At 38.1% G+C, this 13,741-nt stretch carries 13 protein-coding genes; 2 read left to right on the forward strand and 11 right to left on the reverse strand.

Annotation, left to right across the window (positions count from 1 at the left end):
- Positions 1 to 31 precede the first annotated feature (31 nt).
- Positions 32 to 400 carry a DUF2238 domain-containing protein gene (locus KKC46_08160; protein MBU1053790.1) on the forward strand — a complete coding sequence of 123 codons (369 nt, stop codon included), beginning with the start codon at positions 32 to 34 and terminating at the stop codon, positions 398 to 400.
- A 203-nt stretch (positions 401 to 603) separates the two neighbouring features.
- Here KKC46_08160 and KKC46_08165 read toward each other — a convergent pair whose 3' ends face one another.
- The 11 genes from KKC46_08165 to KKC46_08215 form a co-directional block, all read right to left on the reverse strand.
- Entirely contained in the window at positions 604 to 888 is a 285-nt protein-coding gene (locus tag KKC46_08165; protein MBU1053791.1) for an RNA-binding protein, read from the reverse strand.
- Positions 889 to 1,311: 423 nt separating this feature from the next.
- Positions 1,312 to 1,512 carry a cold-shock protein gene (locus KKC46_08170; GenBank protein ID MBU1053792.1) on the reverse strand — a complete coding sequence of 67 codons (201 nt, stop codon included), beginning with the start codon at positions 1,510 to 1,512 and terminating at the stop codon, positions 1,312 to 1,314.
- Between the two features lie 617 nt (positions 1,513 to 2,129).
- Positions 2,130 to 2,654, reverse strand: coding sequence for a DUF4410 domain-containing protein (locus KKC46_08175; GenBank protein MBU1053793.1), 525 nt, complete (start codon positions 2,652 to 2,654; stop codon positions 2,130 to 2,132).
- 14 nt (positions 2,655 to 2,668) lie between these two features.
- Complete coding sequence (locus KKC46_08180; protein MBU1053794.1) at positions 2,669 to 4,021, reverse strand: phosphomannomutase/phosphoglucomutase; 1,353 nt, start codon at positions 4,019 to 4,021, stop codon at positions 2,669 to 2,671.
- A gap of 15 nt (positions 4,022 to 4,036) precedes the next feature.
- Entirely contained in the window at positions 4,037 to 4,858 is an 822-nt protein-coding gene (locus KKC46_08185; GenBank protein MBU1053795.1) for an undecaprenyl-diphosphate phosphatase, read from the reverse strand.
- 28 nt (positions 4,859 to 4,886) lie between these two features.
- Complete coding sequence (locus KKC46_08190; protein MBU1053796.1) at positions 4,887 to 6,320, reverse strand: RtcB family protein; 1,434 nt, start codon at positions 6,318 to 6,320, stop codon at positions 4,887 to 4,889.
- 133 nt (positions 6,321 to 6,453) lie between these two features.
- On the reverse strand, positions 6,454 to 6,867 hold the full coding sequence (locus tag KKC46_08195) for an archease (GenBank protein MBU1053797.1): 414 nt from the start codon (positions 6,865 to 6,867) through the stop codon (positions 6,454 to 6,456).
- Positions 6,864 to 8,792: a molybdopterin biosynthesis protein gene (locus KKC46_08200; protein MBU1053798.1), complete on the reverse strand. Its 1,929-nt coding sequence runs from the start codon at positions 8,790 to 8,792 to the stop codon at positions 6,864 to 6,866. The genes KKC46_08195 and KKC46_08200 overlap by 4 nt, the downstream gene beginning before the upstream one ends.
- 139 nt (positions 8,793 to 8,931) lie before the next feature.
- Positions 8,932 to 9,942, reverse strand: coding sequence for an AmmeMemoRadiSam system radical SAM enzyme (gene amrS, locus KKC46_08205; GenBank protein MBU1053799.1), 1,011 nt, complete (start codon positions 9,940 to 9,942; stop codon positions 8,932 to 8,934).
- Positions 9,908 to 10,711: a class I SAM-dependent methyltransferase gene (locus KKC46_08210; protein ID MBU1053800.1), complete on the reverse strand. Its 804-nt coding sequence runs from the start codon at positions 10,709 to 10,711 to the stop codon at positions 9,908 to 9,910. Before KKC46_08210 ends, amrS begins: the two co-directional genes overlap by 35 nt.
- An 89-nt stretch (positions 10,712 to 10,800) precedes the next feature.
- Positions 10,801 to 12,306: a DEAD/DEAH box helicase gene (locus tag KKC46_08215; GenBank protein MBU1053801.1), complete on the reverse strand. Its 1,506-nt coding sequence runs from the start codon at positions 12,304 to 12,306 to the stop codon at positions 10,801 to 10,803.
- 208 nt (positions 12,307 to 12,514) lie between these two features.
- Between KKC46_08215 and KKC46_08220 the strand changes: the two genes are divergently transcribed.
- Positions 12,515 to 13,741 (forward strand): molybdopterin molybdotransferase MoeA, encoded by a 1,227-nt coding sequence (locus KKC46_08220; protein ID MBU1053802.1) that lies wholly within the window; start codon positions 12,515 to 12,517, stop codon positions 13,739 to 13,741.

A 13,741-nucleotide genomic window follows, 5' to 3' on the forward strand; every position in this document is an offset into this window, starting at 1 on the left:
TAGTAAGAAAAAAGGAGCGCAGTCTTATGAATTGGTATTTCTTTCTATTGAACCTTATGACCGCAAAGACTGGGCAATGGAAAATGCTTTGGTTTTTGCTTTTGTTGTTTTTTTGGGCATGTCTTACAAACGACTGCCTCTATCTCGTATTTCATATACATTGATTTTCTTTTTTCTTATCTTGCATGAAATAGGCACACAGGGTGACATATGGGATGCTCATAAGGATATGACATTGGCAAGCTTGGGTGCGCTGGTCACAATGTTAATAACAATGTGCATAAACTTGTACCTGCAAAAAGATTTTGCAAAGCAATGGTCTGAAAGCTTAAGAATCAAACACTTGGAACCATTAGGTGAAGATGAAATTATCAGGCTTTTGAAACAAAAAGAAAAATGATTACCGGTAAAGCAAAGTGAAAAAGGAGCAGAAGAAAATCAATAAGATTTTTTAAATGATACTATTATCATCACCTTATCGACATGCTCCGATATGCATATCCTATAATAGTTCTGTAAATAAAATTGTTTGGTTATGATTTGCATACGCACTCATAACCAAACGGAACTTAATTTATGACAATTGCCATAGCTATTCATATTTCAATAACTTCTTCTTTTAAATGATTTTTTCTGTTGTTTTTTACCGCCAGGATCGGCCGGATTCACTTTGATATTGTTGCCATCTATGCGTTTTCCGTTTAGTGCCTTGATAGCTTGATCCGCTTCTGAATTACTTGGCATTTCAATAAACGCGAATCCTTTTGCTTTTCCTGTAAATTTGTCTTTTATCAACTTGATGGTTTCAACTTCTCCGAATTCGATAAATAATGTTTTCAAGGCTTCTTCTGTGGTTGCAGGAGCTAAATTCCCGATATAAATATTCATTTGATTATCCTTTCTCAATGAATTCAGTAAAAAGGGTCTAAACAAGACCAGCTCATCCCTTTGGGTATAACTTTTTGTTGTAAGTTAATTAGTGAGATCTTATTTAAGACCTTTGCATAAACACTCTAGAATTAACATCAAGGGCATGGCAAATACGAGCCATAAAAAACTCTTGAGCCAGTTTCAAAACGCCCCATTTTGGCCGATCTTAAGCGTTGGGCTTAAATTTCGCACGAAGTGAAGCTTTAGCGCTATCCTCGAAATACTCAATGTATTCCTGTGGTTGAAATATTCGCCCGCCTTGAGCTTGACCAAACTGAAACGTTTTGAAAGTGGCTCTCTTAGTTTGTCTGTATGTGAAACCCTGAAAAATAAAGGGCATCCCATAGTTTACAATGGAATGCCCTTATTATAGAAAAAAAATTATCTCACAGTAACGTTTACTGCTGATGGTCCTTTTTGACCCTGTTCTATTTCAAAAGAAACCTTGTCACCTTCTCTAAGGCTTTTAAAACCGGTTGCGTTGATTGCTGAATGGTGAACAAAAACATCGGGTCCATCTTCCTGTTCAATAAAGCCGAAACCCTTTTTATCGTTAAACCACTTGACGGTTCCATTTACCATAATAACATCCTCCCTTTTTTCTTTGTTAAATTAAAATTTTCAAAATTTTAAACTGGAGGATGTAACACGTGGAAATAACATGTTCCTTCAGTAAAAAACGCTTTGCCAGACAATCAGAACCTTGTTGAATTTTGAGATATTAGCAGTTTTTTTGCTAAAAGCAAGATATATTTATTTATATAAAGCTCTTTTTAAAGCCTGAATATAACCGTTTGATATACGCTGACTAATCTTGGCCCAAAGTACAAAATTAACTTTCCCCAAATTCTTTTACTTCAATATACGAAACTTCTTAGCAGTAATCCAACCTGTAAATAGAGCTGTCAGTGTCAAAATGTAAATAGTTTTAGTCATCTTTTTATTGTATCAAAGATGCTGATAAGACTGCTAATTATTTAACTTGAAGGTTATAGTAGTGTGTGATATTTCAACGTAACATAGCATTATAAAAAAATTATTATTCCATTAATCGGCAGCGTGCTTCCTTTTGGCTTGCTTGGAACTCGTCCTAATATATGGATTACTGGAAATGCTATCCTATGTTTCTACTGAGCCACTTTCAAATAGCCAAAAGCAGGTGGCTTTGGAATATATAAGCCTGCTCGTAAAAGAGAACGCTATGGCTTGGAACCCATGCAGTAGTCTTGAACCTTGGCCGCATTCCGCTTGTTGAGAGTGATCGGCAACCGCTGCCAGTTCTGGGAGGTTCCAACGCCGTCGTCCCAGCTTTTGACTGTCTTGCCATTGGAATCAACGAGTTCATAATGGCAGTCCAAGGAACATGCTCCCGCCCCGAACCCCACAAGGATGCGGGCGGCAGTACTGCCAGGATTGTAGCTGGTGATGGTCATTTTTAACAGGTAAGATCCAGGTCGGCGTTGGAAGTCGGAATTTTTCTGAATCAGGGCAGAGCTGAACCCAAAATCACGCAAGCGGCGCACCATGTTAGGTTCCATGAACGAACCAACCTCGTTCCGATATTGCCACTGGCGAGACTCCATGGTAGACGGGTTGCCGCGGTCGGACAGGATATCAATGTGAATCTTTTCTCCGCTCGATGTCACAGGCATGGCCCGTTGTGTTGCACATCCGCTTGCCACAACCAGTCCCAAGAACAGTATGAAATAACTTATTGCTTTCATATAATAAACTCCTTTCAGATTTGTTCACGTATTTTAGCAAGAGTTGACTCAACCAGATCTTTTATTTCCAGGAGCCTTTTTTCCGACATTGCTTCAAATCTAAGCACAAGAGCAGGTTGTGTGTTGGATGCGCGTACAAGACCCCATCCATCATCAAAGAGAACTCTTACCCCATCGATATCTATAATATTATTTGATTTTCTAAAATGCTCCGTTACTTTTTTAACAAGTGCAAATTTCTTGTCATCAGGACAATCAACTCTTAATTCAGGTGTTGAATAAGTTTTAGGAATATCGGATAATAGTTCGGAAATCTTCTTTCCGGTTTTTGAGATAATTTCAAGAAGCCTGCAAGACGCATATAGTGCATCATCAAAGCCAAAATAACGATCTGCAAAAAACATATGCCCGCTCATTTCTCCTGCAAGCTCTGCTTTTTCTTCTTTCATTTTTTTCTTTATTAATGAATGTCCGGTTTTCCACATGATTGCACGACCACCATGCTTTTCTATGTCGTCATACATGGTTTTTGAACACTTGACTTCAGAGATGAAAGTTGCGCCTGGTTTTCTTGACAGGATTTCCCTTGAAAATATAATCATGAGCTGATCGCCGTAAATTATATTTCCTTTCTCATCAACTACACCTAAACGGTCGCCATCTCCGTCATATCCTATGCCAATATCAAGTTGCTTTTCCCTGACAAGCTCAATAAGGTCAGTCATGTTTTTTAATACTGTAGGATCAGCTTCATGATTGGGAAATGTCCCATCCATATCGCAGTAGAGATCATATACTTCACATCCGAGATTTTTTAATACCGGGATGGCAACAACACCTGCCGTACCGTTTCCGGCATCTATTCCTACCTTAAGGCTATTGGAAATAGATATATTGTTTTGCACAAATTCTTTATAGGGAGTAAGAACATCGGAAGAAGAAAGTAAACCATTTCCTGAAACAAAAGATTTATTCTTGATGATATCAAGTATGTCAAGAAGTTGTTTGCCATGAAGCGAATCTGGGCCAATGCATATCTTAAAACCGTTGTATTCCGGTGGATTATGGCTTGCGGTTACCATTACGCCGCCTTGCAATTTTAAATGCCCAATTGAAAAATATAAAACAGGCGTAGGACAAATACCAATATCTGTTACATTGCAACCGGTTGATCGCAAACCTTCAATTACTTTATCTGAATAATTGTCTGAAGTTAATCGGCAATCGCGCCCGACAGAGAGATTTGATTTGCCGTGTTTAAGAAGATAGGTGCCAATTCCTTTTCCTAGCAGAACAACATCTTCTTCATTAAGATCCTTATCTGTTATACCTCTTATATCGTATTCTCTGAAAATCTCCGGATTCATTAATTAACCCCTTATTTATAATGCTAAAATTATACTAAATATTCCGATTGCCAAACAGTATGGTGAAAAATAATGGAGTCGTCCTTTTTGTACTACATATAAAAGAAATTTGAGAGCAAAATAACCGGACGCACATGATGAAATGACCCCGGCTAAAATTGTTCCTAAAGGTATTAAATTGCTATTAGACATATCTGCAAAACTTATAATTGAAGCCCCCACAATAGCCGGGATGGAAAGAAGAAAAGAATATTTTGCAGCTGTTTTACGATTCAACCCTAAAAACAATCCTGTAGTTATTGTGGTTCCTGATCTTGATAATCCGGGTATTATAGCAAGACCCTGGATTATGCCAATAATTAGAGCATCTTTAAATGAAAAAAGTTCATTTTCTTTCGGTGATTTTTTTATAAAGCGGGTACAATATAAAATAAGCCCTGTCAATAAAAGCATTGTACCTGCAATCAAAACCGATGAAAAAAGCCGATCTGCTATCTTGTGAAACATAAGGCCTATGATTGCTGTAGGAACTGATCCTACAACAATCAATAATGCAAACTTGGTTTCTGAATCATCTTTTGAAAAAGCAAATGAGCCGGTCTTTAACGCCATTTTACAATAACGAAAAACTGCCACAAAGATTGCTTTGATATCCTTGTGAAAAAAAACAACAACTGCAGCAAGTGTTCCAAGATGGACACTGATGTCAAAAAGCAATTCCGCTTCTTTCAATCCGAATAGATGCTGAAAAAGCACTAAATGCCCGGAACTGCTTACCGGAAGAAATTCTGTAAGTCCCTGTATGATTCCCAAGATTATTGCCTGAAAGATATCCATATGAAATTATTCTTCCTCTTTAAAACTGTCATCCTTTTAAAACGGCCATTGGTTTAAGTTTTGCAACCTTTCTTGCAATACCTGCTCCATGTACAGAATTTACTACTTCGGAAACATTTTTGTATGCTTCCGGCATTTCCTCACCAAGTGTTGATCTTCCGGTCCATCTGACATATATTCCTCTGTCTTCCAGCTCGCGGGCAATGGATCGACCCTTGCTTTTTTTTAAGGCGGCTGTTCGGCTCAAGACTCGTCCTGCGCCGTGGCAAGTTGATCCAAAAGTTTCTTTCATGGCGTTTTCGCATCCGACAAGGACATAAGAAGCCCTTCCCATATCACCTGGGACAAGTACCGGCTGACCTACAGCTCTGTATTTTTCACAAACTGATTCGTGTCCGGGAGGAAAAGCTCTTGTAGCTCCCTTTCTGTGAACACATACAACTTTGCTTTTCCCATCTACTATGTGGGTTTCTTTTTTAGCAATATTATGACAAACATCATACACAAGATTCATTCCAAGATCTTTAGGTCCTATTTTAAGAACGCGCATTAATACTTCCCGTGCTTTGTGCATAAGTATTTGCCTGTTAGCCCATGCATAATTGGCGGCACACGCCATGGCATTAAAATAGCGCATTCCCTCAGAAGACTGGATCATTGCACAGGCAAGCTGTCTGTCCGGAATTTCTATACCGGTCTTGTTAATGTTTTTAGCCATGTGTGCCAGAAAATCATCACAGATCTGATATCCCAATCCTCTTGACCCGGAATGCAGCATAACAGTAACCTGGCCTTCAAAAAGACCAAATACTCGCGCAACATCTAAATCATAAATTTTTTCAACCAATCCGATTTCAAGAAAATGATTCCCGGAACCAAGAGTTCCAAGCTGTTTCAGACCGCGTCCAAGCGCTTTATCACTAACTGTATCAGGGTCAGCGTTTGGCATACACCCAAAATCTTCCGTATGCTCTATGTCGGATTCATTGGCCATGCCATGCCGCAATGCCCACTTGCTCCCTTCTTTTAACACTTTCTTTTCTTCGGAATAAGCCAGTTTTATGTTGCCTGTTGATCCGACACCTGATGGGATATTCTGGTACAGCGAGTTAACAAGATCTTCAAGTTTTCCTTTTACATCTTTTTCGCAAAGCTTTGTATTTGCAAGGCGGACTCCACAATTAATATCATAGCCTACTCCTCCCGGAGATATGATTCCGGTTTCCCAGTCAAACGCAGCGACTCCTCCAATGGGAAAACCATATCCCCAGTGGATATCGGGCATTGCTAAAGAAGCTTTTATTATTCCGGGAAGAGTTGCCACATTTGCAACCTGTTTTACTGCTTCTTCCTGCTTTATGCTTTCAATCAACGAATTGCCGGCATATATAATACCGGGAACGCGCATCTGTCCTGATTTGGGAACTTCCCATCTGTAATCATCTATTTTTCTTAATTCCATACAATCAACTGCTATCGACTAAAGCCTATAATTTGAGGATTCGAGGATTCCAGGGGTCAAGGGTTCAAATGAAAATTTTACGTACATCTATGTCTCGAACCCTCGAATCCTTGAACCCTTGATCCCTTTTGGTTTACACATCAAATATAATCCTTGCCTTCCATTTTGAACCTGCCGGTTCAACCTTGATCTGGTGGTAAGTGACAGCCTTTATTTCGTTCTTTATTATATGGCAGCCTGAAACAAAGTCTTCATATTTAATATTTGCGGTTATGGTAAATTCCGAAAGTGAAATTATCTTTGTACTCTTAACAAGCATGGCTTTTCCAGTAAAGAGATATAAAAGTTCCCTGAGCCAGTTAACCATAAGATCGGGCCAGTCCTGGCCTGTCACAGTGATGGAAGTTTCCGACAAAGAAAGGAGGGTGCCTGTATCCGTTAAAAGATCATACATTGCAAAGGCTGCGTTTTCAAAAAGATCTTCAAGCTTAAAACCAAAAACCTCTATTCCTATATCGGCGGTATGATCTATTGTTTTATACTTCACAACAATATTTCGCCGGTTTTCTTTGTGCTATAGCCGCCTAATGTTTCGACATGTTTTTTAAATTCCGCGCTATTAATTATATCAAGAAGTATTTTAATGTTTTCGGTCTCAAAATAAATCTCCGGGATAACAAGATCGTATTGTTCTGTTACTACCGGTATGAAATCAAGACCAAGTGCTTTTGCTGCTGCAAATATACCAAGACCCACATCAATAGCACCGCTTAAAATGTTAACTGCAACAGACATATGTGTGAACTCTTCGTTATCGTATCCGTTTATCTGTGCAGGATTTATTCCCAGCTGATTTAACCTGTAATCAAGAAGAATCCTTGTTCCTGAGCCGCCCTGCCTGTTTATAAATTTTATATCTTTACGGGCAAGGTCTTCAATTCCATTTATATTTTTTGGATTTCCTTTTGCAACAATGAGTCCCTGATCCCTGAAAACCAGGTGGACAAGCTTTACTTTAATATCGGGAAGATATCTTTTAATGTATGATATATTGTAAGAACCATCAGTTGTATCAAGAAGATGTGAACCGGCAATATGACATGCACCGTTTTTAATTGCCATAAGGCCACCCATGCTGCCCACATGGCTTGAAGAAAGAGTTAAGCTGTTTTGACCTGCTTTCATGCTGTCTGCAAGAATGTCGAGTGAATTATCATGGCTTCCAACAACTACGATTGTATTGTTTATAGAAGAAAGAGGGCGAATAAGCTCTGCAGTCACAGGTTCTTGTGCGTTTATTCCCTCAACGTTGTTAGGTATGCGAATAATTCCATCTGCTTCTGTAATTGTAGTTATACATCCGGCTCCTCTTGGAAGAGATGTTGCTATTATCCTTTCACCAACCTTTCCCAGTTTTACACGCAAAAATTCTTCTACACCAAGTTTTGATGTGATTTTTTTTGCCGGCACGACCTGAATTTTTTGTCTTTCTTTTTCCGGTTGCCCCAGCAGTTTACATATTATTGGTTGTACCAGTTGTTCGAACGCAACTATCGCAGATACAGGGTAGCCGGGAATTCCAAAAACCGGTTTGTTTTTAACTTTGCCTATTACTACCGGTTTTCCCGGCATCATGGTAACTCCATGAATAAAAACCTCGCCGATATCTGAAATAACTTTTTTGGCATAATCTTCAGATCCGGCTGATGAACCGCCGAGAACAAGTACTATGTCACAGTCGGCATTTACTGCTTTAAGGACAGCTTCTTTAATTCTATCGGTATCATCTGCGATTTTATCGTATCTTTCATAAATGCCTCCGGTAGATTCAACCATTTTGCCTAAGACAAAAGAATTTGTTTCAAAAATCTGCCCCGGTTTAAGCTGATCAATGTTGGAATTTTCCCAGTCAACAAGTTCGGAGCCGGTTGGGATTATGATTGCCTTAGGTTTTTTCCTTACAGAAACAGAGAATATTCCACCTGAAAGAAGTGCGCCGACACAGTATGGTGTTATTACATGATTCTGGGCAAACAGCAGTTCGGTTGCCACTATGTCTTCGCCCATTTTCCTTACATGTTGCCACGGTACGGCAGGCATTTCGATTTCAACCGAGTTTTCATCTATAATATTTACGTTTTCTATCATTATTACCGAGTTTGTATTTTCTGGAAGAACATGCCCTGTATTAAGAAAAAAAATATCTTTGTTTACTATAAGTTTTTTGGGGTTGGTTTCACTTGCGCCAAAGGTGGTTTCCGCCTTTACTGCTATACCGTCCATTGCAGCAGCATGGAAATTAGGGGAAGAAAGTCTGGCAAAAACCGGTTCTGCAAGAACCCGACCTACCGAATCAGGAACCAAAATCTTTTCTCCTGAAAGTCTTTCAAGGTGGGAAAATTTGTTGAATAAAATATTTTTTGCATCTGCAAGAGTGTTCATTGCAAGATATACATTGCGGATGTTACTCATTTTTTATAATTATCTCCAAATAATTTATGATATTCTAAAATAAATAAGTGAGCCTTATTCCACACACGGTTGTTTTGTTTGCAGGCTCAATAATATATTTATACGGATGTTACTAAAATACTTCTTTTTTTTGCAAACATTACCACACACCACTTATATGAACTCCGCAGTAAGGGCACTTGCTGTTTTTGATAATATTTTTTTTCACAAAAAATCCAAGCCGCTCGATAAGAATTTTTTTGCAATTATAACAGAAAGTGCTTTCTCCATTTTCACCAGGAACATTTCCGATATAAACATATTTAAGGCCGCACTTTATGCCTGTTTGTCTTGCCAAAAGCAGAGTTTCAAGAGGAGTGGGCTTGAGGTCTAAGAGTTTATATGTTGGATGAAACCTGCTTATATGCCATGGAGTTTCAGGCCCGATGGATTCAACAAGAAAATTGGCCAGCTTTTCGAACTCTTTTATGCTGTCATTTAATCCCGGAATGATAAGAGTTGTAACTTCTATCCATATGCCAAGGGATTTCATTTCCATTAAAGTGTTTTTGACATGTTCAAGTTTTGCGCCGCAATATTTTTTGTAAAAATCTTCATTAAATGATTTTAAATCAACATTTGCAGCATCGACATTTGGGTGTATCATGGAAAGAGCTTCTTTTGTCATGTAGCCGTTTGTTACAAAAATATTTTTTAAGCCATTGTTTAGCGCAAGTATTGCAGTGTCACGGGCAAATTCAAAAAAAACAGTTGGTTCCGTATAGGTATAGGAAATACTGCTGCATTTTCCTTTTATAGCCGAAGCAACAACATCTTGGGGTGTAAAAGAGTCTCCTGCTATTAAACCATTATAATCTGAAGGCATCTGGGAAATATCAGAGTTCTGGCAGAAAAGGCATTTAAAATTGCAACCCACAGTTGCAACTGAATATGTAAGACTTTTTGGCAAAAAATGGAAAAGAGGTTTTTTTTCTATCGGATCAATATGGGATGCAATAAGTTTGCTGTAAACCAGTGTTTCAAGCAGCCCGTCTTTGTTTTCCCTGACCCCGCAGATTCCTCTTTTTCCGTTACCGATAACACATCTATGGTTGCAAAGGGCGCATTCTATTTTATTATTTTGAAGTTTTTCGTAAAGAAGAGCTTCCACCTATCGATTCTCCAAGTACAGGCTTTCCGCTGATTGCACCAGTGGTTTGTTTACCCGTATATTTAATTGCAAGAGGTTTTGTTCTGAATCGCGGAATCAGAGTAACAACAATCCCAACAAATGGCCCAAAAGGGTATTTTTTTATAAAGTCGGGTTTTTCAAATTTGTTGGTAATTATACCGGACTTAAAAGTAAACCCATATACTGTTCCCCATGATATCGGAACATCTCCCAATAGCTCCTTTATCATATATTTAATTTCCAGGATATTGAAAAACTTTGCATGCCTGTACACTGTTTTAGAAAAATAATTTTTGATACGAATACCAAAAACATCAAAAGACAAACTATTTAGAATACCGACAAATAGTTTGTCTTTTGCCACTCTGCAAGCTTCTTCCAGTGCTTTTTTGGGGTCATCAATAAATTCCAGTGTAGTAAAAAAAGAAGCATAATTAAAGGAATTATCATCAAATGGAAGATCTTCTGCAAAACATAGGCGAAACTCTGCCTGGTTCCCGATTTTTTTTATAGCACAATCCAACATATATTTTGAGGGATCGATACCTGTTACACAAAGCCCCTTTTCAATATAGGGAGAAATGCTTTCACCGGTTCCGCAACCTATATCAAGAAGAGTTTCACCCTTTGCAGGTTTTAGCATATCTATCATGAGTTTTTTTTCAAGGGAGTAAACAGATCTGTTATGAGGTTTCTCAAACCAATTTTTGTATTCAATGGTATCTTTGAAATTAAAAACATAGCCCATTATGATCATCTATTATAGAATAGTAAAATTGTAAGTTATTATTTGCGATATGATTTGCGCTTTACTATCTGATAGCCTGTATTCTATATTTAAGTTTCTTTGTCTTCAGCTATTTCAGAGGTTTTTAAATGACTTTTTTTTCTGTATCGGTGCTTTTTTGGGGGCTGTACTGTTTGCTGTTGTTTATCTTCCAATACGGTTGTTTCTTGTTGCTCTGGCACAGGAGGAGTAAACCCGAAAAAAGTTCCTGGGAAATAATCCTTTTTAATTTTTTCTTTCGTTTTTATTGGTTGAATTCTTTTTGTTTTTGCAACTTCTTTCTCGGGGCTTTTTTTCTTTTTATCTCCATACCGCTTTTTGATAAAATCAGTCTTGCATTTATCTTCAAGATACCAATCATCATCAGCCCAAACCACAGGGATTTTATAACCGATTTTGTTTTCAATATTTTCCAGATTTAAGACAAATTCATCGCATGATAAAGAAATTGCGATTCCCTCTTTTCCAGCTCTGGCGGTTCGGCCAATCCTATGAACATATATCTCTCCATCATGAGGAAGATCGTAATTAAATACATGCGATATATCTTCCACATGTATACCTCGGGATGCAACATCGGTTGCAACAAGAATCTTTATATTGCCTTTTTTATATCTTTCCATCAAACTAAAGCGTTTTGTCTGAGGCAGATCTCCTGTTATTCCTTCTGCCGGATATCCGTTTCCTTTAAGCTTTCTGGCCAGCCACTCCACACCTGATTTTGTATTCACAAAAACCAGAATTCTTTCCCATTTTTCACGCTTAAGAAGCCCCAATAGAAGAGATAGTTTGCTTTCTTTGGAAACGTGAAAAAGAATCTGATTTATACCATCAACGACCACATCTTCCGGAGTAACAGAAATAAATTCGGGCAGATTCATGTATTCATAAGTTAATTCCAGGACTCTGTGAGAAAGGGTGGCTGAAAAAAGCATGGATTGTCTTTTTGAATAATTGGGAAGTTTTTGCAGAATATATCGCATATCCTTTGCAAAACCAAGATCAAGAAGGCGATCGGCTTCATCTATTACAACGATCTTTATCCCTTCTGTCTTAAATATGCCCTGTTTAAAATAATCAATAATTCTGCCAGGAGTACATATTACAACATCTACTCCTTTTTTGAGAGTATCAGCCTGCTTCTGATAGTCAATTCCCCCTATTACCTGCATAAGCGTTAATTCAGTATGCTTAAAAAGAATAACTGCCTCATCATATATTTGCTGAGCCAGTTCTCTTGTTGGCGTTACGATAAGAGCAGACGGCAAACCGGGCATTTTGTTTTCAAGTAAAAGAAGACGTGAAGCAATGGTCGTAAGAAAGGCTGCTGTTTTTCCTGTACCCGTCTGGGCTTGCCCTGCTACATCATGTCCTTCAAGTGATAGCGGAAGTACTCTGGCTTGTATGGGAGTGCAAAGAGTAAAGCCTGCACTCTTTAATCCCATTAATACATTTGATGGGATTTTGAACTCATCGAAGTTGGTATTTGTAAGAAAGTTTGGTTTTTCAGCACGCTTTGGAACCGAAGTTTCCAAAAGCTCATCCTCATCCGGCATTATTTCCCTCGGCATATTATCAAGAATATAATAAAGTTTGTTTTAATATAGTAAATTATACACTGTTATCTTATTATTACAAGTTTTTGATCTCTGCAATCTATTCTTTTGACATTTAATAAAGCTATCGATATTGTTAGTAAAACAAAATATTTGATGAAAGATTCAAATAAAAAATAAAAACAAATTGTTAAACACAGGATTGTTAATGAAAGATTTTTTTAAAGTTATAGATCTGGATAAAGTTTTTGAATATATTTCTTTGTTTGAAACTGTTGAAACAGAGGAAATTTCTCTAAAAAACACACATTGGCGGATTCTTGCAGAAAATATTATTGCAGATGCCGATCTTCCTCCTTTTCTTCGTTCAACTATGGATGGCTATGCTGTCTGTGCTTCTTCGACATTTGGCGCATCAGAGGAAAATCCGGCATATCTGAATGTTGCAGGGCAAATAGCAATGGGCGAAACCCCTTCATTTTCGGTTATGCAGGGGGAAGCTGCCAGAATATCAACAGGCGGAATGCTTCCAAATGGTGCTGACAGCGTTGTTATGATTGAACATACGGAAATATTGGATGAAAAAACAATAGAAATATATAAAAGCATCGCACCCGGGCATAATATAATCGAAAAAGGAGAGGATTTTCTTAAAGGAAATGTGATGCTTGCAAAGGGCAGAAGAATTAGACCGCAGGAAACCGGATTGCTTGCCGCTTTCGGAATAGAAAAAGTAAAAGTTTATAAAAAGCCTGTAATCAGTATAATTTCAACCGGGGACGAGGTAGTGCCAGTTTCAAAGATTCCTCGTTTTGGGCAAATAAGAGATATAAATTCATATACTCTTTCAGACCAGGTTGCGGAAGCTGGAGGGATTCCTTTAACTTTTGGAATAGTTAAAGATAATTATAATAATCTTTTGGATATATGCAAAAAAGCTCTTTTGGAGTCTGATATGGTTCTGATTTCCGGAGGAAGTTCTGTAGGTGCCCGCGATTTTACAATTGAGGTGTTATCTAATCTTCCGGATTCCGAGATAATTGTTCATGGTATTTCTATCAGTCCCGGTAAACCGACAATTCTTGCAAGGTCAGGCAAAAAGGCAATATGGGGTATTCCCGGACATGTGGTTTCCGCTATGGTTGTTTTTACCGCAGTAGTTAAGCCCTTTATTGAAAAGATTAGCGGGAATAATTTGCAACCTAACATTCCCTCTATTTCTGCACAACTTACAAGAAATATTGCTTCAGCCCAGGGAAGAACCGATTATATCAGGGTTCGACTGACTGAAGAAGAAGGTATCGTATTGGCAGAACCTGTTTTGGGAAAATCCGGTCTGATAAATACTATGGTCAAAGCAGATGGGTTCATAAAAATCGGTGTAAACACTGAAGGGCTTGAAAAAGGTTCAATGGTACGGGTCATATTTCAGTAA

It is taken from the genome of Pseudomonadota bacterium, assembly GCA_018817425.1.
In the GTDB taxonomy this organism is placed as follows: domain Bacteria; phylum Desulfobacterota; class Desulfobacteria; order Desulfobacterales; family RPRI01; genus RPRI01.